Source organism: Synechococcus sp. WH 5701 (assembly GCF_000153045.1).
Lineage (GTDB): Bacteria > Cyanobacteriota > Cyanobacteriia > PCC-6307 > Cyanobiaceae > Regnicoccus_A > Regnicoccus_A antarcticus.
This window is the reverse complement of sequence record NZ_CH724159.1, coordinates 1,044,291-1,067,127: the sequence shown is the minus strand read 5'-3', so window position 1 is coordinate 1,067,127 and position 22,837 is coordinate 1,044,291. Positions and strand designations below refer to the sequence as shown.

The 22,837-nt window shown below is 68.7% G+C and carries 23 protein-coding genes; 12 read left to right on the top strand and 11 right to left on the bottom strand.

The genetic code is table 11. The features are described from left to right. Position 1: 1 nt before the first annotated feature. The 6 genes from WH5701_RS06355 to WH5701_RS06330 all read left to right on the top strand — a co-directional run bounded on the left by WH5701_RS06355 (position 2) and on the right by WH5701_RS06330 (position 5,396). A complete protein-coding gene (locus tag WH5701_RS06355; RefSeq protein WP_006171277.1) occupies positions 2-667 on the top strand; it encodes a hypothetical protein in 666 nt (221 codons plus the stop codon). Positions 668-672: 5 nt separating this feature from the next. After that, the gene (larC, locus tag WH5701_RS06350) at positions 673-1,911 is read left to right on the top strand and encodes a nickel pincer cofactor biosynthesis protein LarC (protein ID WP_006171276.1); all 1,239 of its coding nucleotides are present in this window, start codon (positions 673-675) and stop codon (positions 1,909-1,911) included. After that, positions 1,911-2,987: a lysylphosphatidylglycerol synthase domain-containing protein gene (locus tag WH5701_RS06345; RefSeq protein WP_006171274.1), complete on the top strand. Its 1,077-nt coding sequence runs from the start codon at positions 1,911-1,913 to the stop codon at positions 2,985-2,987. Before larC ends, WH5701_RS06345 begins: the two co-directional genes overlap by 1 nt. Positions 2,988-3,028: 41 nt before the next feature. Next, positions 3,029-3,499: a Fur family transcriptional regulator gene (locus tag WH5701_RS06340; RefSeq protein ID WP_006171273.1), complete on the top strand. Its 471-nt coding sequence runs from the start codon at positions 3,029-3,031 to the stop codon at positions 3,497-3,499. Between the two features lie 308 nt (positions 3,500-3,807). Beyond that, positions 3,808-4,404 carry a Crp/Fnr family transcriptional regulator gene (locus WH5701_RS06335; protein WP_006171272.1) on the top strand — a complete coding sequence of 199 codons (597 nt, stop codon included), beginning with the start codon at positions 3,808-3,810 and terminating at the stop codon, positions 4,402-4,404. Next, positions 4,401-5,396, top strand: coding sequence for an esterase-like activity of phytase family protein (locus WH5701_RS06330; RefSeq protein WP_006171270.1), 996 nt, complete (start codon positions 4,401-4,403; stop codon positions 5,394-5,396). The genes WH5701_RS06335 and WH5701_RS06330 overlap by 4 nt, the downstream gene beginning before the upstream one ends. Here the strand turns inward: WH5701_RS06330 and WH5701_RS06325 are convergent. Then, positions 5,358-6,902: an iron ABC transporter permease gene (locus WH5701_RS06325; protein ID WP_006171268.1), complete on the bottom strand. Its 1,545-nt coding sequence runs from the start codon at positions 6,900-6,902 to the stop codon at positions 5,358-5,360. The genes WH5701_RS06330 and WH5701_RS06325 overlap by 39 nt on opposite strands. After that, positions 6,899-7,978: an extracellular solute-binding protein gene (locus WH5701_RS06320; RefSeq protein WP_006171267.1), complete on the bottom strand. Its 1,080-nt coding sequence runs from the start codon at positions 7,976-7,978 to the stop codon at positions 6,899-6,901. Before WH5701_RS06320 ends, WH5701_RS06325 begins: the two co-directional genes overlap by 4 nt. Positions 7,979-8,051: 73 nt before the next feature. Between WH5701_RS06320 and WH5701_RS06315 the strand changes: the two genes are divergently transcribed. Further along, a complete protein-coding gene (locus WH5701_RS06315; protein WP_156776578.1) occupies positions 8,052-9,734 on the top strand; it encodes a bifunctional aminoglycoside phosphotransferase/ATP-binding protein in 1,683 nt (560 codons plus the stop codon). On the opposite strand, the gene WH5701_RS06310 is transcribed toward WH5701_RS06315, so the two are convergent. Next, positions 9,704-10,156, bottom strand: a complete 453-nt coding sequence (locus tag WH5701_RS06310; protein ID WP_006171264.1) for a secondary thiamine-phosphate synthase enzyme YjbQ — start codon at positions 10,154-10,156, stop codon at positions 9,704-9,706. The two genes, WH5701_RS06315 and WH5701_RS06310, sit on opposite strands and share 31 nt — an antisense overlap. 143 nt (positions 10,157-10,299) lie before the next feature. Here WH5701_RS06310 and WH5701_RS06305 point away from each other — a divergent pair, with 143 nt between their 5' ends. Continuing rightward, positions 10,300-10,572: a hypothetical protein gene (locus tag WH5701_RS06305; RefSeq protein ID WP_050751389.1), complete on the top strand. Its 273-nt coding sequence runs from the start codon at positions 10,300-10,302 to the stop codon at positions 10,570-10,572. Positions 10,573-10,583: 11 nt separating this feature from the next. On the opposite strand, the gene WH5701_RS06300 is transcribed toward WH5701_RS06305, so the two are convergent. Both WH5701_RS06300 and WH5701_RS06295 read right to left on the bottom strand, forming a co-directional pair. Further along, positions 10,584-11,297 (bottom strand): response regulator transcription factor, encoded by a 714-nt coding sequence (locus WH5701_RS06300; RefSeq protein WP_006171262.1) that lies wholly within the window; start codon positions 11,295-11,297, stop codon positions 10,584-10,586. Positions 11,298-11,311: 14 nt separating this feature from the next. After that, the gene (locus tag WH5701_RS06295) at positions 11,312-11,785 is read right to left on the bottom strand and encodes a DUF2721 domain-containing protein (protein ID WP_006171261.1); all 474 of its coding nucleotides are present in this window, start codon (positions 11,783-11,785) and stop codon (positions 11,312-11,314) included. A gap of 134 nt (positions 11,786-11,919) precedes the next feature. Here WH5701_RS06295 and WH5701_RS06290 point away from each other — a divergent pair, with 134 nt between their 5' ends. The 4 genes from WH5701_RS06290 (at position 11,920) to WH5701_RS06275 (ending at position 15,318) form a co-directional block, all read left to right on the top strand. Further along, the gene (locus WH5701_RS06290; protein ID WP_006171260.1) at positions 11,920-12,342 is read left to right on the top strand and encodes an OsmC family protein; all 423 of its coding nucleotides are present in this window, start codon (positions 11,920-11,922) and stop codon (positions 12,340-12,342) included. A gap of 42 nt (positions 12,343-12,384) precedes the next feature. Then, the gene (locus WH5701_RS06285; RefSeq protein WP_006171259.1) at positions 12,385-13,923 is read left to right on the top strand and encodes a carboxypeptidase M32; all 1,539 of its coding nucleotides are present in this window, start codon (positions 12,385-12,387) and stop codon (positions 13,921-13,923) included. 67 nt (positions 13,924-13,990) lie between these two features. Beyond that, complete coding sequence (locus tag WH5701_RS06280) at positions 13,991-14,578, top strand: inorganic diphosphatase (protein ID WP_006171258.1); 588 nt, start codon at positions 13,991-13,993, stop codon at positions 14,576-14,578. 77 nt (positions 14,579-14,655) lie between these two features. After that, positions 14,656-15,318: a L,D-transpeptidase gene (locus WH5701_RS06275; protein WP_006171257.1), complete on the top strand. Its 663-nt coding sequence runs from the start codon at positions 14,656-14,658 to the stop codon at positions 15,316-15,318. Between the two features lie 7 nt (positions 15,319-15,325). On the opposite strand, the gene WH5701_RS06270 is transcribed toward WH5701_RS06275, so the two are convergent. The 6 genes from WH5701_RS06270 to rpoD form a co-directional block, all read right to left on the bottom strand. Next, entirely contained in the window at positions 15,326-17,305 is a 1,980-nt protein-coding gene (locus tag WH5701_RS06270) for a chloride channel protein (protein WP_006171256.1), read from the bottom strand. Beyond that, the gene (gene hemC / locus WH5701_RS06265; RefSeq protein ID WP_006171255.1) at positions 17,280-18,233 is read right to left on the bottom strand and encodes a hydroxymethylbilane synthase; all 954 of its coding nucleotides are present in this window, start codon (positions 18,231-18,233) and stop codon (positions 17,280-17,282) included. The genes WH5701_RS06270 and hemC overlap by 26 nt, the downstream gene beginning before the upstream one ends. A 95-nt stretch (positions 18,234-18,328) precedes the next feature. Beyond that, complete coding sequence (locus tag WH5701_RS06260) at positions 18,329-18,781, bottom strand: DUF1824 family protein (RefSeq protein WP_156776577.1); 453 nt, start codon at positions 18,779-18,781, stop codon at positions 18,329-18,331. A gap of 16 nt (positions 18,782-18,797) precedes the next feature. Then, positions 18,798-19,484, bottom strand: a complete 687-nt coding sequence (locus tag WH5701_RS18385; protein ID WP_006171252.1) for a phosphatase PAP2 family protein — start codon at positions 19,482-19,484, stop codon at positions 18,798-18,800. Positions 19,485-19,521: 37 nt separating this feature from the next. Continuing rightward, entirely contained in the window at positions 19,522-21,321 is a 1,800-nt protein-coding gene (locus tag WH5701_RS06250; protein ID WP_232201797.1) for a glycosyltransferase family 39 protein, read from the bottom strand. 95 nt (positions 21,322-21,416) lie between these two features. Then, positions 21,417-22,826 carry an RNA polymerase sigma factor RpoD gene (gene rpoD / locus WH5701_RS06245; RefSeq protein WP_006171248.1) on the bottom strand — a complete coding sequence of 470 codons (1,410 nt, stop codon included), beginning with the start codon at positions 22,824-22,826 and terminating at the stop codon, positions 21,417-21,419. Between the last annotated feature and the right edge of the window lie 11 nt (positions 22,827-22,837).

The following is a 22,837-nucleotide window of genomic DNA, read 5'->3' as shown; positions in this document are numbered from 1 at the left end:
GATGGAGTCCCGTCCCCAGCTCGGTGATGGCTCCACCGCCGCTCTGCGGGTGGGAGCTGTAGTAGCCGGCGGCACCCTGCTGGCCGTTCTGGGCCCGGCCCTGGGGGTCTCCCCCTGGCTGGTGGCCCTGACCGCCGGTGGGGGCCTCACCGGCCTCACCGTGGATTCGGCCCGTTTCGGCGGCCGGGGCGGCCACCTGCTGGCGGAGACCCTCCCCGGTGGGCTGTCCCGTCTGCGCCGCATCGCCATCCATGAGGCTGGCCACGCCCTGGTGGCCGATCAGGAGGGCCTGGCGGTGAAGCAGGTGCTGGTGGGCAGCCTGGCCTGCTTGCGGGCGGGCATCGGCGCCAGTGGCAGCACCGAGTTCGAGCCGCCCCGGCACGCCAAGCTCCCCCCTGAAGACCTGCGCCGCTGGAGCCGGGTGCTGCAGGCCGGCATGCTCGCCGAGCGCCTTCTTTATGAGCAGGCCCGTGGTGGCGCCGACGACCGCGCCCTGCTCGGACGCCTCTGGGGCCTCTCCGGTTTCGATGTCGACACCGCCCAGCGCGAGCAGCGGCGCGCCCGCCGTGAGGTGGAGCAACTGCTGCGCCGCCGCCGGCCTGAGCTGGAGGCTCGCGCCGAGCTGCTGCTGCAGGCGGCGCCCAGGCTGCTGCGCAGCGCCGCCTGAGCTCCATGGTGCAGGCCTTTCTGGATTGCCCCACCGGCCTGGCCGGTGACATGCTCCTGGCCGCCCTGCTCGATCTCGGCCTGCCCGAGCCCGTGATCCATCAGCCCCTGGCCCAGCTGGGCCTTCAGGGCCGCTATCACCTGCAGCACGGCGAGAGCCGCAGCGGCGGTCTGCGCGGGACGCGCCTCACGGTGGAGACCCTCGAGCCGGATCCCCCCCACCGCTCCTGGGGAAGCCTGCGCCTGAGCATCGCCAGCAGTGCGCTGGAGCCGCGCCTGCGCGAGCGGGTGCTTGCGGTGTTCAGCCTGCTGGCGGAAGCGGAGGGGGCGGTGCACGGCCACCCCCCGGAGCAGGTGCACTTCCATGAGGTGGGGGCCCTCGATGCCCTGGTCGATGTGGTGGGGGTCTGTGCCGGCCTGCTGCATCTGCAGGTGGAGCGGCTCATCTGTGCCCCTCCCCCCGCCGGCCACGGCAGCGTGTCCACGGCCCACGGGCTGCTGCCCCTGCCGGCGCCGGCGGTGCTGGAGCTGGCCCGCCGCCGTGCCATTCCCCTGGCGAGCGCCGAGGGGTTCCCGGCCGGGGAGCTGACCACCCCCACGGGCCTGGCCCTGATGGCCTGCTGGGCCGAGCGCTTCGCCGTGGTGCCGGCCCTGGTGCCGCAGCGGGTAGGGATCGGTCTGGGACACCGGCAGCTGGATCGCCCCAACCTGCTGCGCCTCTGGCTGGGGGCACCTGTCTCTGCCGCCGGTCCGGATGGCGGTCTCTGCAGCGGGCCGCAGCTGGAAACGGTGCTGCAGCAGCAGGCCCAGATCGATGACGCCAGCCCCGAGGACCTGGCCTTCCTGATGGAGGAACTGCGCGCGGCCGGGGCTCTGGAGGTGTTCAGCGCTTCCATCCAGATGAAGAAGGGCCGGCAGGGGGTGCTGCTCACCGTGCTGGGCTGGCCGGATCAGGCCCCCGCGCTGCGCGAGATCTGGTGGCGCCACGGCAGCAGCCTCGGGCTGCGCGAGCAGCTGCAGCAGCGTTGGGCCCTGCCCCGCAGCACCCGCACCCTGGCCACCGCCCTGGGGGAGGTGCGCGTGAAGCTGGCCGGTGTCTCCGGTGCTCCGTCCCGCTGGAAGGCCGAGCACGACGACCTGGCCGCCCTGGCCCGCCGCCATGGCCTGAGCCTCTCCCGGGTGCGCCAGGCGGTGGAGCAGGCCATGGCCAAGGACAATGATTTTCCCCCACGCGAGAGCGGCTGATGCCCTCCCTTCAGCAGCTGTGGTCATCCCTCAAGCGGGTGTGGTCATCCCTCAAGCGGGTGTGGTCTTCGCTCAAGCGGGTGTCCACGCGCCTGCCGGCCCTGCCAGGTGGTGCCCGCTTCTGGGTGACGCTGCTGAGCCTGGGCTTTCTGCTGGCGGCCCTCAAGGGCAATGCCGAGCAGTTGCTGGCCCAGCGCCTGGACCCCCAGGGCTGGCTCTGGCTGCTGATCGGGGTGGGGGTGAGCCTGTTCAGCCTGGTGATCAACGGCCTGGCCTGGGCCGTGGGCCTGCGCTGGTTCCGCCTGCGGCCCCGCTGGGGTCTGAGTGTGCGCGCCTATCTGAGCACCAACCTGCTCAAGTACCTGCCCGGCGGCATCTGGCATCTGGCCGCGCGGGTGCGCCTGCTTGTCCAGGGCGATCGCCTGCTGGCTGGCCCGACCACCTCGGTGGCTACACCCCTGGCGCTTGCGGCCACCCTGCTCGATCCGCTCCTGGCCGCCAGCGCCGCCCTGGCCATCGCGGCGGTGGCGGGCTGGAGGGCGGGATGGCCCCTGCTGGGTCTGCTGCCGCTGCTGCTCCTGGTGCCGCGCTGGTTTCAGCCGCTGCTGCAGCGTCTCGAGCGCTCACGCGAGCGGCAGCTGGCCAGGACGCCAGGGACTCAGCCTCTGGTTCAGGCACCCCCTGACCTTGACCCCAGCTCAGCCGGCTTCCTGCTGCCCGGCTACCCACTGGTGCCGCTGCTGGCTGAGGCGGCATTCGTGCTGTTGCGCTTCGGCGGCTTTGCGGCTTGTGTTCTGGCTTTCGATCAGCAGCTGTCTCTGCCCTGGGCTGGCTGGCTGCTGGGCTTTGGCCTGGCCTGGACGGCGGGGCTTGTGGTGCCTGGTGCCCCCGGCGGACTGGGGGTGTTTGAGGCGGTCCTGTTGTTGCAGCTGGGCGGCCAGGTGGCGGAGGCCCCGCTACTGGCTGTGGCACTCAGCTATCGCCTGGTGGCCACGGCGGCCGATCTGCTGGCGGCCCTCACCGCCAGGCTGGATGCCGGTCTGGATCCGGCCCTTCGCAATTGCAGCATCAGTTGAGAAGAGCGGGCTAGATTCACCACGATGTACGGGGTGATCCGGTGCCATCCCGATCGCCGGCCAGCCCAGGTCCGGCCACAGAGCTGCGTTCCAGCCTGCATGGGCGGGGCCGGAGGCTCACTCCCCAGCGCCAGAAGGTGCTCTCCCTGTTCGAGCGCATCGGTGAAGGCAGTCACCTCAGCGCCGAAGAGGTGCACCTGCGCCTGGTGCGGGCCGAGGAGCGGGTGTCCCTGGCCACGGTGTACCGCACCCTGCGCCTGCTCAGCTCGATGGAGCTGCTGCGGGAGCTGGAGTTACCCGAAGGGGGCCGCCGCTTCGAGCTGGCCAGTGATGCCCACCGCGACCATCACCATCTGGTCTGTGTGGGGTGCGGCCGTACCGAGGAATTCGAGAGCTCCGTCGTGCTCGACGAAGGCCGTCGGGCCGCCGGCAGCCACGGCTTCCGCCTGATCGAGTGCGTGCTCAACGTGCGGGCCCTCTGTCCTCGCTGCGCAGCCGTCGAACCCGCCTGAACGGCGCCCCCGGCAAGCCAAGTTGCTGATCGGCCCAGTGGGCTGCCAGGGCGGCGAGAAGGGTGGCGCGATCGCCGTGGAGTCTGAGCATCGCGGGGGTGCGGCAACGGGCCCAAGACTGGGGCTGCCCGCGCCAGGCCCGTTGCTCCGGGGGCACCGGGCCAGGGGCCAAAAGGCACAGTCCAGGGTCCATTCACCACCAGCGCCTTGGCGCCGCCGCCTTGCAACTGGGGAAGTTATTGAGAACCGATTGCAAAAGGGCACCCCTGCTGTTTAGATTGCGAGTCATTCGCAATAGCGACGGTTCCGTGAGCTTCCGTTTCCTGCCCGATCAGCCCCTGTCCTGCGTGCGGATGCCGGCCGGCCAGACCGTGCTGCTTGATCCCGCCCTTCGCCCCGGCGGCAGTTCCATCGAAGTGCTCGAAGGAATCGCCCGCGTCTACTGCCCCTGCGAGGAAACCGAAGGCATGACCCTGGCCTTCCTTCAGCCGGGTGATCAGCTGCGCACCGACCGTCTCTGCAGCGAAGGGGTCTGCGTGGAAGCTCTCACTCCCCTCTGCTTCCGCTCTGAAACCGAGGCCGGCAACGATACCGGCTTCGATCCAGTCAACGAATGGACGCTGCAGCTGCTGCGCATTCGCCATCTCGGCTCCGCCGAGCAGCGTCTCCATGCCCTCTTCGGCCTGTTGGTGCGTCGCCTCGGTCGCCGCTGCGGCCCCTGGTGTGATCTGCCCTTCCGGCTCACCCATGAGCGCATCGGTGAGCTGATCGGCACCACCCGGGTCACCACCACCCGGCTGATCTCCCGGATCCGCCAGGCCCAGCTGCTGGAAGCTCCGGCAGGCGAACCCGGCCTGCGCCTGGCGCCCTCCCTGGTGGAATCCGCCCCTCTCGCCGCCGCTTGATCCCCCTGCTGCCCTGCCCGCTCTCGGCCGGCTGGGAGCTGGTGGCCCATGGCGTGCTGCCCTCCAAAGCAGCCGATGGCCGCAGTCTGGGAGGGTTCTCAGCCGCCGCCAGCGATCCCACCGACGGCAGCCTCTGGCTGCTGAGCGACCGGGAGGAACCCGAGCTGATTCCCATCTGGGATCTTGCCGGGCTGGGCCAGCGGCCCCTGCGCCTGGGTGAGCACCTGCCCTTGCGCAGCGCCAATGGCGACCCCTTCCCTGCCCCGCTCGATGGCGAGGGCCTGGTGCTCGAGGGCAACGACCTCTGGATCGTGACGGAGGAGCGCCGCAGCGCCGATCGTCCGGCTCAGCTGCTGCGCTTCGATCGCCACAGCGGCCACCTGCGCGAGGCCCTGCTGCTGCCGGAGGCCTGGAGGGCCGCTCCCGGCCAGGGCCTTGGCGTCAACCAGGGGCCCGAATCGCTCACCCGCCTGAGCGGCTCTCCCCTCACCCTGCTGCTGGCGGCCGAGCGCCCCTTGCTCCAGGACCGCCGCGATCAGCTGCGCCTGCTCACGTACGGCCCCGCTGGCTTCCGCCCCATGGGTTTCCTGCTGCTGACATTGCCGGCGCCCCACTGGGGACTCACCGAGCTGCTCGCTCCCCCCGGTGGTGGCCTGCTGGGCCTGGTGCGGGGCTTCGAGCCACCCGCCAGCTGGTGGGCCCAGCTCCTGCAGCTGCCCGTGCCGGGACCGGCCGCATCGGTGCAGGCCAATGAAGTGCAGGCGCCACTCGCCCGCTGGGATCTCCTGGTGAGCGGTCTGCCCCCTGACAACTGGGAGGGCCTGGCTCTGGGGGCTCCCCTGGCCGATGGTCGTCCCACCCTGCTGCTGGTGAGCGACGACAACTTCAACCCCCTGCAGGCCAACCGCCTGGCACGCCTGGCCCCGCGCCGTCAGCCCGGCTGCCGCAATGACTCAGTCGCGGCTCTCGAGGGTGGGGATCAGGGCCAGTGAGGCCACCAGTCCCAGGGCCATGATCACCAGGGCCGGCGCCATGGCCGCCCCCACCCGCTCATCGCTGGCGTACTGGAACACCCGCACCGCCAGGGTGTCGAAGTCGAACGGGCGCAGGGAGAGCGTCAGCGGCAGTTCCTTCACTACATCCACGAACACCATCAGCGCCCCCACCAGCAACGGACCGCGCAGCAGCGGCAGGTGCACCCGCCGCAGCACCTCGGTCCAGCTGCAGCCCAGGCTGGTGGCCGATTCATCGATGCTGGGGGGAATCCGCTCCAGGCCGGCGTCGAGGCCCTGCTTGGACACGGCCATGAAGCGCACCCCGTAGCCCCAGATCAGCAGCAGAAGCGGGCTCAGCGCCCATGGCCCCCCCAGCAGCATCAGCCCCAGGGCCATGACGCTGCCGGGAACGGCGTAGCCCATTCCCGCCAGAAAACTGAGCTGGCGCACCACCAGCCTCGGGCTCCAGCGGCGGATGATCGCCAGCAGCAGGGCCGCCAGAGCGGTGAGCAGGGTGGCCACCAGGGCCAGGCCGAGGCTTCGGCCCGCCAGGATCAGCTGCTCCGTCAGCGGCTCCTCCAGCAGATTGCGCCAGCCCTCCGCCACCCACACCAGGGGAATGGTCAGCGCCAGCACGGGCGGCAGCGCCGACACCACTTGGGCCAGAAGGGCGCGCCAGCCACTGAGCACGTAAGCCTGGGCCTCGCCGTTGGCATGGCCCAGATTCCAGCGGCGGCTGCGCTGGCGCAGCGATCGCTCGGCGGCCACCAGCAGCACCACGATCGCCAGGGCGATCAGCGACAGCAGCGCCGCGCCACGGGGATCCCCCTCCACCTGCCAGCGATCGAGGATGCCCGCCGAGAGGCTGGGGACCCCGAGCAGCCGCACCGCCCCCAGCTCGTTCACCACTTCCATGGCGCTCAGGGCCACCCCGGCACCGATCGCCGGCAGGGCGATCGGCAGGGCCACACGGCGGAAGGCCTGCCAGGGGCCCACCCCCAGGCTGCGGCTGGCCTCCAGCAGCTGGCCACCGGTGATCGAGAAACTCTCAGTGCTCAGCAGGAACACGTAGGTGTAGTTGGCCAGGCTGAGCAACAGCACCGCCCAGCCCAGGCCATGGATCCGCAGGCCGTGGCTGCTGCCCCAGTCGATCAGGCTGGCGGCCAGCAGATAGGCCGGGAAGGCGAGCGGCAGCAGCTGGGCGATGCGCAGCCAGCGCCGGCCGGGGAAGCGGCAGGCGGCTGTGAGCCAGCCGATGGCGGTGCCCATCACGGCCCCGCACACCCCTTCGCCCAGCACCAGCACCAGGGTGCCTCGGATTTGTTCGGCGCCATCGAAACCCAGCCCCAGACCGCCCGCGAGGGCCGGCTGGAGGGCGGCATCGCGCAGCAAGGCCGCCATCGGCAGCAGGGCGAGCACGCCGATCACCACCACCACGGCGGTGAGGGCGGGCCGGCTGGAGGGGCTGACGTGGGTCAGCGGCCTGGGGGCGAGCAGGGTCACTTCCAGCCCGTTTCCACCATCAGCGCGCTGGCTTCCCGGTTGCCGCGGGCCAGCTGATCGGCGCTCACCGGCGAGGGCTCGAAGCTGCCGAAACCGTTGAGGATCGGGTTGTCACCGAATCCCTGCAGCGGGTATTCGTTGTTGGCGGCCGCATAGCCCTTGCCGGAGCTTGGGGACACCAGAAATTCGATCAGCTTCGTGGCCGCTTCCGGATGGCGGGCATGGCGGGTGACCCCGGCGGCGGTGATGTTCACGTGGGTGGGCCTGGGGAAGACCACCTTGATCGTCTGCGCCAGGGCCCGGTCCTCCGGTTTGGAGTCATTCGAGAGCATGCGAGCCAGGTAGTACTGATTGGCCACCGTCACGCCGCACTCACCCCGCCCGAGGGCCCGCAGCATCGGGGTGTCGCTGGTGAAGAAGGGCGGTTTCACATTGGCCACCAGGCCCTCCAACCAGGTTCTGGTGGCGGCGGAACCCTTTTGCACGAGGATGTCGGCCACCAGCGACTGGTTGTAGACACTGGCTCGGTTGCGCAGACAGAGCTTGCCCTTCAGCTCCGGCCTGGCCAGATCGGCGTAGGTGCTCAGGCTGGCCGGGTCCACCAGGGCCGGATTCACCATGATCGGCCGGGCCCGGCGGGTGAGGGCGTACCAGCTGCCGGCGGGATCGCGCAGGCTGGCGGGGACGTCGCGGTTGAGGGCCGCAGAGCTGATCGGCTGGAACAGTTCCTCCTGGCGGGCCCGCTGAATGCGGGCGGCATCCACCAGCACGAGCACGTCGGCGGGGCTGCCCGCTCCTTCGCTCTTCAGGCGCACGATCAATTCATCATCCTTGCCCTCGAGCAGGTTCACCTTGATGCCGGTCTTTTCGGTGAACTGCTTGTAGAGCTCCTTGTCGGTGTTGTAGTGGCGCCCGGAATAGACATTGACCTCCTGGCCGGCGCTCGACCCACCGCTCCCGGCGGCGGATTCTTCGGGCTTCTGAGCCTGGCTGCAGCCGGTGAGCAGCGCCAGCCAGAGAGCCCCGCCAAGGGCGATCGCCCTGGAGCGGAGCCGAGGGGGGCGATGCTGGGTCATGGTCGAAGGCGTGTCATCCAGGCAACGTACGGGCCCGGGTCGGTGGCCCCGCGTTCAATTGCTTCCAGCTGATGTGACATCCGCTACCCCCGATCCCTTATCAGGCCCAGAGCCCAGCTCGGCAGCACAGCTTGAGCTGGCCGACCTGATCAGCGCCCTCTCCCGCCCCGGCGCCTATCCCGACGAGGCCTGGGGGGAGCTGCCGGTCGATCAACGGCGGGTGGAGGTGATCCAGACCCACATCAGCGTGGTCTTCCTCACCAGCTGCCGCGCCTTCAAGCTCAAGAAGCCCCTGCGCTTCTGGGGCCTGCTCGATTACGGCAGCGCCGAGCGGCGGTTGCACTGGTGCCGCGAGGAGGTGCGCCTCAACAGCCGCCTGGCCCCTGATCTCTATCTCGGCGTGGCGCCCGTGCTGCAGCTCCCCGCTGGTGAGCTCCGCCTCGGGGCCCTGGGCGACGAACGTCAGGGAGGCGAGCACATGGTGGTGATGCGCCGCTTTGCCGCCGGCGACACCCTCGCGGCCCGCCTGGCAGCCGGTCGTGTCAGCGACGCTGAGCTCCAGGGGCTGGGTCGGCGCATCGCCCGCTTTCACGAGCAGTACCCCCTGCCGCCGGAGCTGGCCCGCGGCGCCGACCGGCGCTTCGCGGCGGTGCTGCGCAACAACGTGCGCGCCACCCGTCGGTCGGTGCCGGCCCTGTTTCCTCCGGGGGTGCATGGGCTGCTGGTGAGCGGCCTGGCCCTGGCCCTGCTGCGCAGCCGTGACCTTCTGCGCCGCCGCCTGGAGGCTGGGCAGGCGGTGGATGGTCACGGTGATCTGCGCCTGGAGCACGTGCTGCTGCAGCCGGAGCTGGCGGTGGTGGATGGGGTGGAGTTCAACGCCGATCTGCGCCAGGTGGATCGGGCGTCGGATCTGGCCTTCCTGGTGATGGACCTGCAGGCGGCGGGTCACGGCGATCGCGTGGCAGCCCTCCTGGCCGGCTATGGACAGGCCATCGAGCCGGCCGTGCTCCAGCTCTTCTGCGCGTACCGCGCCCATGTGCGGGCCAAGGTGGAAGCGGCCACCAGTGAAGAGGCGGAGATCCCCGGGCCCCAGCGCCAGGCCGCCGAGGGGATGGCGCGGCGTTATCTCAGCCTGGCCCTGGCCTACGCCAGCCGTGGGCTGAGGCCGCCGGCGCTGGTCCTGCTCCATGGCGTGTCCGGGAGCGGCAAGAGCCACCTGGCCGCCCGCCTGGCCCCCTGGCTGCTGGCGGAGCACCAGCGCAGCGACCTGATCCGCAAGCGTCTCTACGGCCTCAGCCCCCTGCAGCGCCCATCGGCCCAGCAGCGCCGGACGATCTACAGCCCCGAGTCCCACAGCCGCACGGAAGACGCCCTGCTCGCCGCCGCCGAGGCCAGCCTGGTCCAGGGCCAATGGGTGTTGCTCGATGCCACCCACCTGAGGGCCGCCAGCCGGGAGCGAGCCACACAACTGGCCCGGCAGCTGGGGGCGGTGCCCCTGCTGTTGGAGGTGCGGGCCGATCAGACCCTGCTGCTGCAGCGACTGGAGCAGCGCGGACGCCTGGATGACGACCCCAGCGACGCCGACCTGGCGGTCCTGCTGGAGCAGCAGCGCACGGCTGAACCACTCAGCTCCGCCGAACAGCAGCGCAGCCTGGTGGTGCACTCCCGTGACGACCTCGACGAGTCCGCTGTTCTGATGGGGCTCTGGGAGTGCTGGGGCCGGCGTCAGCTGCCGATCCAGTGGGCGCTCAGCTGACGCCGGTGGGGGCTCCGACGGTGTTCCCACAGGTAGATCGCCTGCCAGGTGCCGAGCAGCAGCCGTCCCCGCTCGAAGGACAGGCTGAGGCTGCTGGCGGTGAGGGCGGTGCGGATGTGGGCCGGCATGTCATCAGCCCCTTCGTCGTCGTGGACCCAGGGGCGCAGGGGGCCCGCCCCGCTGATGGGACGCACCCCCTCCTCAGGCACCACAGCCTGCAGATAGGCGGCCAGATCCTGCAGCACCCGCGGATCGGCGTTCTCATTGATGGTCAGGCTGCAGCTGGTGTGCAGAACGCTCAGGTGCAACACCCCCAGCTGCAGGCCGGTGGCCGCCAGGCCTGTCCCGAGCCGGGACGTCAGGTCGTGGAAGCCTTCCCCAGCGGTGGTCAGTTCAAGCCGGTCGAGGTGCTGACGCAACATCTGGGTTGAAGGGGGAGAAAGTGGTCAGCGGAACGCACGGCCGTTGCACCTGAGTCGCGTCTTGTTGCAGAGCCGGACGACCACCCGCCCCCTGACGAAGCTCATCAAACCTAGGCTCGATCCAGGTTCCCAGATCCCCAGCGATGCCCTCCGCTCCGCCTTCCGCAAGCCGACGCCACCGGTTGCTGCTGCTGAGCCTGGCCGTCCCGCTGGCGATCGCGGGCGTTGCGGCCCCGGCCCAGGCCCAGAAGGTGGTGCCCAAGCTCAAGGAAATGTGTCCACTCGGCTATGTCGATCTCTTCAACGGCAAGTGCAGCACCCTCGGGGTCACCACGTACAGGGTGACCCCCAGCGACGGTGAGTCCTGCGCCTCCGGCTGGATGAATGTCGGCGGTGGCTATTGCCGGCGCAAGTGATCCCGGGCGGATCAGGGCAGCTCATCGAGATGCCAGCTCACCAGCCCCTGGCACACCGCCATCACCGCCGCATGGGTGCGTCCTGTGGCCCCGAGCTTCTGAAACGCTGATTTGAGGTGGCTGCGCACCGTTTCCACCGACAGGTGCATCCGGCTGGCGATCTGAGGGTTCTGGTACCCCTGCACCACCAGCTCCAAAACCTCGAGTTCCCGCGCACTCAGGCCCGGCCCCGCCGGATCACGGCTGGCGCGGCAGGCCAGGGCGAGCAGATCCCTCAACTGGGGTTCCATGTAGAAGCCGCCGCCGAGCACCGCCCGGGTGGCCGCCACGAGATGGCCGAAGCCCACGCCGCGATCGGCGCAGATGCCGTCACAGCTGGCTTCCAGGGCGGCGCGCACCAGGGGCGGGGATTCCTCCTCCAGCAAGAGCAGGCAGCGCAGCTTCGGGTTCAGTGCCTTGGCTCGCCGCACCAGCTCCACACCGCTACCGGGACGCAGGGGGTGGGTCACGAACAGCAACTGCGGCTGACGCTCGCTCAACAATTCCAGCGCTTTGCTCTCACAGGTGGCAGAGCCGAACCACTGGCAACGATCCCCGATCACCCCGGTGAGCAGGGAGATCACCAGCTTGCGGCCGCTCGCCACGATCAGGCTCCTGCCCTCAAGCATGGCCATCACCTCCTGGCGCGACTGCGCCTCCCGCTGAAGAAATCCGCCCGAGTCCACACCTTCCCTTGCGTTCAGTAATACCGGCGGGGGTTCTGGCGGATGGCCAGCTGCACTTCCAGCAGGAACAACACCAGTCCCACGATCAGCGAGGCCATCGCCAGGACGAACACAGGCACCACGATCGCCGCCAGGTCCAGAGCGGCCACGGCACTGATGAACATCACCGCCACCACCCCCGACACGAGCAGGGCGGTGACGGTGGTGCAGAGGATGGCGCGGTTGATCAGGAAGGTGCGGCGGCTCTGCACCTTCAGAGCTCCCCGCAGGCGCTTGGCCTGGCCCAGATCACTGCGCTCCATCGCCTCCTGGATGAAGCGGGTGCGATCGATGATCCGCGCCAGTCGCGTGGTGAACATCCCCAGCAGTCCGGTGATGCCCGTGAGCAGGAATACCGGCGCCACCGAGAGCTGGATCGCCTTGGACAGGCCCTCGACGGCCGACCCCTCGCTGAGAGCGGGGCTGTTGAAGATCTCGGCCAGCAGCATGGGGCCCGCCTGTGAGGCCAGCGTTGCGGGCCTTCTCGATACAAGCTACCGAGACTGATCCTGAAGAGCACATCACAGCCCGTGCTCCGTCAGGATCACAGCACGCTGAAGCCCGCTCCAGATCCTCCGAGCCGATGACCACGATCCTCTGCCAGTACGAGGGTGACCTGCGCTGCAGCGCCAGCCATGGTCCTTCGGGCTCCGGCCTCAGCACCGACGCCCCCACGGACAACCAGGGCCTGGGTGAGCGGTTTTCGCCCACCGACCTGGTGGCCACGGCCCTGGCCACCTGCATCCTGACGATCATGGGCATCGTGGCCGAACGCCACTCCATTCCGCTTCAGGGCTGCACGGCCCGGGTCGAGAAGACCATGACCAGCGGTGGAGTCCGCCAGATCGAGCGGCTGGTGGTCTGGGTGGCTCTTCCGGCTCATCTCACGGAAGATCAGATCCGCCTGTTGCAGCGTGCCGCCGAAGGCTGCCCGGTGAAGCGCAGCCTCGAGGGCTCGGTGTCCATGGAACTCCACTGGCAAACGCCCAGGGCAGCAGCTGGTTGATGCGCCGCGCCATGCTTGCACCGCTTCACCCTTCCTCCCCCCATGCCCCAGACGGGTCAGGCCCTTGTGCGCCTCCATGAGCACCTGCACCAGACCCGGCTGCTCGGTTCAATCAGCAGCGCTCTGTATTACGACCAGAACACGGTGATGCCGGCGGCAGGCGCCGACTGGCGGGGTCAGCAGCTGGCCCTGCTGGCGACTCAGCTGCATGAGCGCCAGAGCAGCGAGCGCTATGCGGATCTGGTGGCGGCGGCTGAAGCCGAAGTGGATCAGGCCACGTCCGGGCGCACGCGGCGGAATCTGCGGCTGCTGCGGCAGGAGCTGGAGCGGCAACGCAGCCTGGATCCCCAGCTGGTGGCCTGCCTGGCCAGGGCCCAGTCCCGGGGCAATGCCGTCTGGCAGGATGCGCGCCGCAACAACAATTTTGCGGTCTTCCAGCCAGCGCTTGAGGAGTTGCTGCAGCTGCGGCGGGAGCAGGCCGCTCAGCTGGCCCCGATCGAGCTGGCTGGCCGCAGCCCCTGGGAGATCCTCGCCCAACCCTTCGAACCCGACGTCAGCAAGGATCGACTCCAGGAGCTGTTCACACCCCTGAGCGCAGGGATCCCGCCGCTGCTGGAGCGGGTGCTGTCCTCATCCCCTGCTGCTGCGGCCAGCCCCTCGACCACAGCAGCAGCCATCCCCGAGGCGCTCCAGGAGACCCTCTGCGCCGAGCTGCTCCAGAGCTGGGGCTACGACCCCGCCCGCTGCCAGCGCTCGCGCTCGGCCCATCCCTTTTCCTGCACCCTGGGCCCAGCCGACTACCGCATCACCACCCGGGTGGTGCCCGATCAACCCTTCTCCGCCTTCCTGGCCACTGCCCATGAATGGGGCCACTCCCTCTATGAACAGGGGCTCCCCCGCGGTGATGACCACTACTTCCCCTGGCCCCTCGGGGAGGCCACCTCGATGGGGGTGCATGAATCGCAATCGCTGTTCTGGGAGTGCCGGGTGGCGAGAAGCCAGGCCTTCGCCAACCGCTGGCATCCCCGCTTCTGCGGGGCCCTGGGCAGCGATCCCTGGGGCGGCAGCCACCCCTTCTGGCGAGGGCTCAACCCGATGCGGCCGGGCTTGATCCGGGTGGAAGCCGACGAGCTCACCTACTGCCTGCACATCGTGCTGCGCTTCGAACTGGAACTGGCCCTGGTGGAACAGGGGCTGCCGGTGGTGGAGCTGCCCGAGCTCTGGAACCGGCGCATGGCTGAACTGCTGGGCCTCAGGCCCCAGCGGGATGCGGAGGGCTGCCTGCAGGACATCCACTGGGCCGAAGGCCTCTTCGGCTACTTCCCCTCCTATGCCCTCGGCCACCTGATCAGTGCCCAGCTGGCCGAGACCATGGAGCGTGAGCTCGGGCCGATCGAGTCGGCGGTGGGCGCCGCCCAGGAGCTTCAGCTTCAGCACTGGCTGGGCGAGATCGTCTGGCCCCTGGGCCGCTCCGTCAATGGGGAAGAGCTGGTGGCCAAGGTCACCGGGGCGCCCCTGAGCGCCAGCCCGTTCCTGCGTTACCTCTCAGGCAAGGTCGATCGGCTGCTGGAGTCCGCCTGAGTCAGCAACGGCGGTTCAGCCGCCCCGGCGTCCGTAAGATGCCGCCGCAGCCGCTTCGCAACGCCTCATGGCGAACATCGACCACGCCCCCAGCCGCACCATGCTCAACCTTCTGCATGTGCTGCCGGCGTTCGCCGATGAGGCCGAACTGCGGCTGAATGCGATCGTCGAGCTCAACTCGATGACGATCAACAAGTACGAGCTGATCACCGAAACCGGCCACCTCAAGCTTGATCGGGTGGGCTACTCCTCGCTCTCCTACCCCTTCGCCTACGGCTGCATCCCCCGCACCTGGGACGAGGACGGCGATCCGCTCGACATCGAAATCGTGGGTGTGACCGAACCGCTGGTGCCCGGCAGCCTCGTGGAGGCCCGCATCATCGGCATCATGACTTTCGATGATGGCGGCGAGGTGGACGACAAGGTGATCGCCGTGCTGGCCGATGACAAACGCATGGATCACATCACCAGCTATGAGCAGCTGGGCGACCACTGGCTCAAGGAAACCCAGTACTACTGGGAGCATTACAAGGATCTGAAGAAGCCAGGCACCTGCAAGGTCAATGGTTTTCTCAACACCCAGGAGGCGGTTCGGATCATCAAGGAGTGCGAAACCCGCTATCTCGAGCAGATTGACGCCAAACTGGTGAACTGAATCGCCCCGTGCGTTCGTCGTCGTACCTGTCCACAGCCCCGATCCACAGCATGCGCTCCATTCACTCCCGTCTGTTAGTGACCCCCGTCGGACTTGCTGCAGGCCTGCTCACCGGTCTGGCCAGCCTCGGGGCCGTTTGGTCGCCCTCGGCTCTGGCCAGTGGCAGCGGCATCATCACCCCTACCGCCCCGATCCCCAGCGCTCCAGCCACGGCTCCTCCGCCAACGGCGCCTCCCTCGGTCGGCAGCCCAGCAGCAGTCCTCCAGGCCGACCCCGCGCCTGCTGAGGCACCGTCTCCGGAAGCGGCTCCGGCAGCCCCCCAGGCAGCTCCTGTGAACAACTCCAGGATCCTGCTGGCCCTTGGCAAGCGCGAGATTCGCCTGGAACGCGATGGCAAGGTCTACGGCCCCTGGCCGGTGGCGATCGGTGATCCAGCCACCCCCACACCGCTGGGAACCTTCAACGTGATCAACAAGGTGATCAATCCCCAGTACGTGAGCACCAAGTCTGGGCAGAAGAAAGGTGTGATCGGACCGAATGGTCCCCTCGGCGATCGCTGGATCGGCTTCAACACCAAGGGGCCCAATCAATTCGGCATTCACGGCACCCCCAGTGCCTGGTCCTGGACCGTCAGCTCCCGCTCCGCCGTGACCAACGGTTGCGTGCGCATGTTCCACGAGCATGTGCGCAAGCTGTTCGAGATGGTGGAGGTGGGAACTCCCGTGGTGGTGGTGAAGTGAGCTGAACTCAGCTGCGAAGCTGACGGGCGAGGGCTCTGGCCATGCCATCGCGGCTGGCCAGGCCCAACAGAGCACTGGCCGGCAGACCGCTGTTCGGCAAGCCAGACGGTAACTGGGCAGGGCCAGGACCGCCGAGGTCGAAGATCGGCACCTGGCGCAGACCATTGGGCACCAGCTGGTCTTCGAGCTGGGCCAGGTTCGCCTGATCGGGCAGCCAGAGGAGATCGGAGCGACGGCACTCCGCTAGCGGCAACCCTTCCCCGCCGTGGACGGCGCTGATCGCCCGCTGCAGGTCGATCAGGGTCACCACCCCGATCACCCAGCTGTCGCGCTCCACCACCAGGCAGTGGCCGTGGGCTTCGATCAACTGTCCCAGGGCCTCCCTGGCCGGCGTGGTGGCCTTCAGCACCAATGGTGCCTCCGCTTCCAGGGCCTCCAGCACGTTCAGGGAGGCCAGCTCCTGACGTCGCTCCTCTTCGGCCGGATCCGGCCCCAGCAGGCCGGGATCCGCCAGTCCCTGCCAGCGTTCCACAAGGACTGCGCTGAGGCCGGTGGCGGCCATCAGTGGCAGCACGATGCGGATGTCGTGGGTGAGTTCGAACAGCAACAGCAGCGCCGTCAGCGGCGCCCTGGCACTGCCGGCAAGCACGGCCGCCATACCCACCATGGCGTAGGCCGGTGGTTCCGCCACCGGCAGACCCAAGCCGCCGTCCCCCAGCAGCTGTCCATAGAGATTGCCCAGCACGGCACCGAGGAACAGGGCCGGCGCGAAGCCCCCGCCCACGAACCCGGTGGCATTGCTCAGACCCGTGGCCAGCAACTTCACCACCAGCAGGGCCGCCAGGGTGGTGAGCGCCACTCCACCCTCACTGCCGAGCAGGGCCTCGATCGTGTCGTAACCGACCCCCAGCACCTGGGGGAAGCCCAGGGCCAGCACACCCACGGCGAGGCCGCCGAGGCCATTGATCAGCCAGAGCGGCAGACGGGAGAACCAGTGCTGTACAGGCTCGCTGCGCCCTGCCGCCAGCAGGCTCACCAGCGCCCACGACATCAGGCTGGCCACCAGCCCCAGGCCCAGGTAGAGCGGTAGTTCCAGCGGTGAGCGCACCTCATAGGCCGGCAGCCGGAAGATCGGCTCGTCACCAAGGCACAACTGGGTCACCAGCGAGGACGCCACCGCCGCCACCAGCACCGCCCGCAGGCTGGGCCGCCCGGGAATCGCGCTGTAGGCCCCTTCGAAGGCAAAGAACACCCCGGCGATCGGTGCCTTGAAGCCGGCCGCCAGTCCCGCCGCCACGCCGGCGGCCACCAGGGCCTTCTGGGATTCGGGCGGCAGCCGTCCGCGCAGTCCCACCCACAGGCCGAGGTTGCCGCCGCTCTCCACGCTCGGCCCTTCGGGCCCGAGTGAAGCGCCACTGCCCAGACTGAGAGAGGCCGCCACGAGACGCAGCCCTGGCAGGCGCGGCAGAGCAGGCGCCGCTCCGTCGGCCATCGCCATCAGACTGGGCAGGCTGGGGCCCAGATCGCGGCCCAGCTGGCGCAGCAGCCCCACCGCCACGCCGCCCAGCAGGGGAGCGATGACCACGGGCCAGGAGGCCAGCCAACCGGCGGGTCCGATCGCGGGAAGGGGGGTTGGCTCGGGCAGGGGTGCCGGAGGCGGCGGCAGAAAGCCGATCCCCCCCAGACCGATCTGCAGCAGCGCTTTCAGGGGTGTGCCGGAATCCGGAGCCGGGGCACTGAACACCTCCACCGTGGCCGGATCCAGCTGGTGCGGACTCACCAGATCGAGCACCCACTCCACCAGGGTGCCGAACAGGAAATTGTTGATGAAGCCCAGCAGGTAGTGGAAGCCCACCACGGCCAGACCGGTGAGGAGGCCCACCAGCGCAGCCCAGGCCAGCAGGCTCCACTGAAAGGGCAGACCGCGGGTGTCGCCCTCCAGAGGTGCGGCGGAGCCTGCCTCAGGCTTCGGGCCTGACCTCTGCAAAGATCTCCTCCAGAATCTCGCCAGCACCCTGGCTGCGCAGCAGCTGGGCGAGGCTGGTGCCGACTGCTTCGGGATCCTGCTGAGGGCCCCGGGCCTCATCCCGGATCAGGCGCAGGCCATCAAGGCTGGCCACCATCCCGGTGAGCACCAGCTCCTCCCCCTCGAAGCGGCTGTTCACGCCGATCGGCACCTGGCACCCGCCCTCGAGCTGACGCAGGAAGGCCCGCTCCGCCAGACAGCGGCGGGCGGTTGGCAGGTGCTCCAGCACCTTGATCTGCTCCAGCACCGCGCTGTCGCCATGGCGGCACTCGATCCCCAGGGCCCCCTGGCCCACCGCATGCAGCGAAATCGAGGGATCGATCAGGGCGTCGATGCGGTGGCCCAGGCCCAGGCGCCCCAGGCCGGCGGCCGCCAGGATCAGGCAGTCGTAGTCGCCGGAATCGAGCTTCTCAAGGCGCGTGATCACGTTGCCGCGCACGTCCTTGAACTGGAAATGGGGGAAGTGGTGGCGGAGCTGGGCCAGGCGCCGCAGCGAGCTGGTGCCCACCACACTGCCCTCCGGAAGGGTTTCGAGGCTGCAGCCCCGGTGGCGCTCGTGCAACACCAGGGCATCGGCGGGGTCTTCGCGCTCGGTGATGCAGCCGAGCATCAGCCCATCGGGGAGGTTGGTGGGCAGATCCTTGAGGCTGTGGACGGCGATGTCGGCCCGGTCCACCAGCATCTGGGCCTCCAGTTCCTTGGTGAACAGGCCTTTGTCACCGATCTTGGCGAGGGCCACATCCAGGATCTTGTCGCCCTGGGTGGCCATCGCCTCGATGCTGATTTCCAGGTCCGGATGAGCCCTGGTCAGTTCATCGCGCACCCAGTGGGTCTGCACCATCGCCAGCTGGCTGCGGCGGGAGGCGATGCGCAGAGTGGTGCCAGCCATCAATCGATTCCTCAGCCCGGCCGCGTGGCCGTTGAACAGCGGTCAAGCCTAAGGACTGGCCGGCCAGCCCCAGGCCAGAACAGGCTGCACCGTGATCAGCCGAAAAAGTCGAGGGGCAGGGGCCCCCAGGTGCCGGTGGCCTCCGGATGGCTGTCGCTCTGACCGCCGATCAGCAGCCCCTCGCCAAGGCCGGACTCGGCCCGCAGCAGAAAGCGGCCCGTGCGCTGATTCCCCTTCAGGAACACCTGACCCTCCACCTGAGTCTCGCTCTCGGCTTGCAGGGGGCTCCAGCCGTGGGCGGCCTCACAGGAGCGCAGGGCAGCCAGCGCCGCCTGGGCGGAAGGCGCCATCACGCCAACGGTGAACCAGTCACAGGCCGCCAGGCGCCCCTTCAGCTCCTGGCCAAGAGCCTGGCGCTGGGCAGCATCGAGGTTGGGGGCGCTGCGCAGGCCCAGCAGGCTGGCGAGATCAACCACCAGCGGATCGGAGCCCTCCCGGCGATCCCCGGGGGCAGAGGGGCTGGAGGGTGCGGTGCTGCTGATGGTCATGACGGCCTGCTCGGGCTCAGCCACTCTGACGGTCGGCGCAGAAGCGCAGGCTCGTCAGACAGATGCTCAGCCAGATGAACCCCACGGCCGCCCCCGCGATGATGTCGGTGAGCCAGTGAACCCGGCAGTAGAGGGTGCTCACCCAGATCAGACCCACCCAGAGGGCGGAGCCCAGCACCAGTGGGCGGCGCAGCTGCGGGTAACGCTCCGCCAGGATCGTGCACATCAGGAAATAGAACACCACCGCTCCGGCGGCATGGCCGCTGGGAAAACTGCGACCGATCACCTCCACCAGCCGTCCGAGGGGCCTGGCCCGGTCGAACTGGGGTTTCAACCAGCGATCCACGATCAGCAGGATGCCGCTGGTGCCGATCGCGAGCCAGATCAGCTGGTTCCACGACCGCTTGATCATCAGGAAGATCAGGGCCGCCAGCACCAGCATCGCCGTGAAGCGGGTGCCGCTCACCTGATACACCAGCACCAGAAAGCGGCCGATGCCCTCGGGGATGCGCTCCCCCAGCCAGGCCAGCACGGCCTCATCGAAGACCGGCTCCTGCTGGCTGAGCACCAACTGCTCGATCAGGATCACCACCAGGGCCGCCAGGCCGCAGAGCAGCAGCCGCACCGGGCCGAACAGCTGAAGCCAGCGGCGGATTGCGGCGGGTGTCGGTGCGGAGAAAATCGGGGAATGGGTTCGGATCAAGTGACCAGCCGATCGAATCGTTGGTGATCTGGATCACTCATCGTGCCCGACCATCGCTCCCTGTGCTGCGCGGGACACGCCAGAGTTGATGGCCAGTTCGGCTCTCCAGCAGCGTGGCCCCCGGCAGGGTCCCGGGCAGATCCCTCAGGCGATGTTCCTCCCCAAAGATCAGCACGCTGCCGGTGGCTGAGCCAGGGCCCGGGGGCGCTTGCAGGGCATCGCGAGCACCCTCGGGGCTGTCGAGGAAGACGGCCTGACGGCCGCTGTAGAACACAACGCTGTAGCGCTTGTAGCCCACGACCCAGAGCGGTTCGCCGGGTTCTGCGAGCTGTCCGGCCCGCTCAGCCAGCTCGCGCACCGGCCGCTGGCGCTGGGTCTCCATCAGCGGCGCCAGGGGGGGCACCACCAGAGCCAGCAGGAGCAGCATGGCGGCCAGATCCGGCAGCCACAGCGCCCGGGGCTTGCCGGCCCGCAGCAGCAAAACCACCAGGGCGATGGCGCTTCCCGCCAGGATCAGGGCCAGCACCACGGGCAGACCGGAGCGCCTCAGGGCCTCGGCGAAGCCGGGATAGGCCGGATCCGTGGCGGCCCAGCGCGGTGCCAGGGCAGCGGCCGGGGCCAGGGCGACGAACACCAGGGCGTTGATCCAGGCGCTCCAGCGCTGGGGACGATCTGGCTGGTGTGGAGCCCGCCCATCGCTGCCGTGATGGGCCACGGGGGCGACACTCGCCAGAGGAAACCAATAGAGGGCCAGCAGCAGGGCCGTGGCCGGCACCAGAGGGAGGATGTAGCCCGCCAGCTTGGTAGCGGCGGCGGAGAAGAACAGCAGCACCACCAGGAACCAGACCAGGGCAAACAGAGCCAACTGGGCCTGGGGAGGTTGGCGGCGCCAGGCCTTCAACTGCCAGAAGCGCAGGCGCACCAGGGCCACGGGCAGATGGAACGACCAGGGCAGCAGCAGCAACAGCACCCAGGGCAGGTAGAAGTGCCAGGGGCCGGCGTGGCGGTAGAGCACCGAGGTGAACCGCTGAATGTTGCTGAACCCGAAGAACCCCCCCAGAAACGCCATGCCATGGGCGTGAGCCGCCAGGACGTACCAGGGCAGCACCACGACCAGGAAGATCACAGCGACCGGAAGAAACGGCAATCGCCGCACGTAGGCGATCAGCTGGCCCTGGGCGATCAGGAAGACCAGAGCCACCAGCCCCGGCAGCACCAGGCCCACGGGCCCCTTGGCCAGCACAGCGATGGCACTGAACAGGGGCATCGCCACGAGGCCAAGGCGGCAGGCCGTGCTGCCGGAGGGCTGGCTGTAGCTCAGGAAGAAACCGAAGAGGCTCAGGGCGATGGCGCTGGCCAGGAACATGTCGGTGACGGAACTGCGGCCCCAACCGATCCAGCCGGGGTTGAGCGCCAGCAGGGCCGCACCGAACGCTGCCCTCTGCCAGCGCCGGCGCAGCCCCCCCTCAGCGCTGGCGCTGACCCAGAGCAGGCCGAAACCCGCCAGCACCACGGCGCTGGCCGCCAGGGCCACCGGCAGGCGGGCGGCCCACTCGCTCACGCCGAAGAGGCGAAAGCTGAGGGCAACCATCCAGTAGCCCCAGACGGGGTAGTCGAAGAAGAGTTCGCCATTCCAGACGGGGGTGATCCAGTCGCCCCGCTCGACCATCTGGTGACCCACCTCCACGAACAGGGCCTCGGTCTTGTCCATCAGCGAGAGGCTGCCCAGGTTCTGAAAGAACGCCAGCCAGCACAGCAGCAGATACCCAAGCCCACTCACGAGCCAGAGCCGGCGCTGATCGCGCTCCAGCCAGTCCATCCATCCCTGAGTGATCACCACACCATCCGGCAAGGAACAGGACACAAGCCTCCACCTTCGCCCGGCACAGGGCCGCGGCGGAGCGTGGACTCAGTGGACTCAGGGGCTCGGGATTACTTGATGTACTCCTTGAGCACACCGTTGCGGTTGGGATGCCGCAACTTGCGCAGGGCCTTGGCCTCGATCTGGCGGATTCTCTCGCGGGTTACATCAAAGATCTGACCGATCTCTTCGAGAGTCTTCATGCGGCCGTCGTCGAGGCCGTAACGCAGCCGCAGCACATCCCGCTCCCGCGGGCTGAGGGTGGCGAGCACACCTTCGAGATCTTCCCTCAGCAGATTCTTGGCCACATCCTGCTCAGGATTCTCGATGTCGGCTTCGATGAAGTCGCCCAGGCGGGAATCTTCCTCCTTGCCGATCGGGGTTTCGAGGGAAATGGGCAGCTGAGCTGATTTGGCGATGAAGCGGAGCTTCTCGATCGTCATCTCCATGCTCTCGGCGATCTCCTCCTCGGTGGGCTTGCGGCCGAACTCCTGGGAGAGCACCTTGGTGGTTTTTTTGATGCGGGAGATCGTTTCGTAGAGGTGCACCGGCAGGCGGATCGTGCGGCTCTGGTCGGCGATGGCACGGGTGATCGCCTGGCGGATCCACCAGGTGGCATAGGTGGAGAATTTGTAGCCCTTCTCGTGGTCGAACTTCTCGGCGGCGCGGATCAGGCCGAGGCTGCCTTCCTGAATCAGGTCCTGGAAGGAGAGGCCACGGTTCATGTACTTCTTGGCGATCGACACCACCAGGCGCAGATTCGACTGCACCATCTTTTCCTTGGCCCGGCGGCCCAGCATCAGGCGCCGACGGAATTTCACCGGTGGCATGTCTACCAGCACGGCCCATTCCTTGTTGTCGGGGTAGTGGCCATTGTCCTGCTCAAACTGGCCGGCCAGCTCTTCCAGCAGCAGCAGGTCAGCGATCTTGCGCGCCAGCTCGATTTCCTCATCGGGGCGGAGCAGACGGATCCGTCCGATCTCCTGCAGGTAGACCCGGATCGAATCTTCGGTGTAAACGCCCTTGGGCCCCACCTTGATGCTGGCCAGAGCCTTGGCGTTGGCTGCGGTCTTCTTGTCCTTGGCCCCGTCGGCGGCCTCGAGCAACTGGTCAGCCGCTGCACTGAGATCGGTGCTGGCCGCTTGAGTCTTGGGCTTGGCCGCCGCTTTGGCGGTGGTTGCTTTTGCCTTGGTGGAACTGGTCTTGGCCGCCGATTTGGTGGCCCCGGCTTTGGCGGTGGTGCTCTTCGAACTCGCCTTGGCAGCAGGTTTGCGGGTCCGGGTGACGGTGTTGGCTGCCGCCAGGGCTTCGGCCTCGCTGCCAGCGACAGCAGGGTCAGCCTTGGACTTGGCGGAGGCTTTGGCCTTGCTGCTGCTGGCCTTCGGCTTGAGCTTCACCGCCACTTCCTCTCCCGATGGAGCGGCCACCATCAGGATCTGAGGAACGCCTGGCTTGGGGCTGGCGGCGGACACTGGGCTCATAGCGGGACTGC

Coding starts and splice junctions, on each gene's coding strand:
- WH5701_RS06355 (WP_006171277.1), top strand. CDS start 2: ATGGAGTCCCGTCCCCAGCTCGGTGATGGCTCCACCGCCGCTCTGCGG.
- larC (WP_006171276.1), top strand. CDS start 673: ATGGTGCAGGCCTTTCTGGATTGCCCCACCGGCCTGGCCGGTGACATG.
- WH5701_RS06345 (WP_006171274.1), top strand. CDS start 1,911: ATGCCCTCCCTTCAGCAGCTGTGGTCATCCCTCAAGCGGGTGTGGTCA.
- WH5701_RS06320 (WP_006171267.1), bottom strand. CDS start 7,978: ATGACCCAGCATCGCCCCCCTCGGCTCCGCTCCAGGGCGATCGCCCTT.
- WH5701_RS06310 (WP_006171264.1), bottom strand. CDS start 10,156: ATGTTGCGTCAGCACCTCGACCGGCTTGAACTGACCACCGCTGGGGAA.
- WH5701_RS06305 (WP_050751389.1), top strand. CDS start 10,300: ATGCCCTCCGCTCCGCCTTCCGCAAGCCGACGCCACCGGTTGCTGCTG.
- WH5701_RS06295 (WP_006171261.1), bottom strand. CDS start 11,785: ATGCTGCTGGCCGAGATCTTCAACAGCCCCGCTCTCAGCGAGGGGTCG.
- WH5701_RS06290 (WP_006171260.1), top strand. CDS start 11,920: ATGACCACGATCCTCTGCCAGTACGAGGGTGACCTGCGCTGCAGCGCC.
- WH5701_RS06285 (WP_006171259.1), top strand. CDS start 12,385: ATGCCCCAGACGGGTCAGGCCCTTGTGCGCCTCCATGAGCACCTGCAC.
- WH5701_RS06280 (WP_006171258.1), top strand. CDS start 13,991: ATGGCGAACATCGACCACGCCCCCAGCCGCACCATGCTCAACCTTCTG.
- hemC (WP_006171255.1), bottom strand. CDS start 18,233: ATGGCTGGCACCACTCTGCGCATCGCCTCCCGCCGCAGCCAGCTGGCG.
- WH5701_RS06260 (WP_156776577.1), bottom strand. CDS start 18,781: ATGACCATCAGCAGCACCGCACCCTCCAGCCCCTCTGCCCCCGGGGAT.
- rpoD (WP_006171248.1), bottom strand. CDS start 22,826: ATGAGCCCAGTGTCCGCCGCCAGCCCCAAGCCAGGCGTTCCTCAGATC.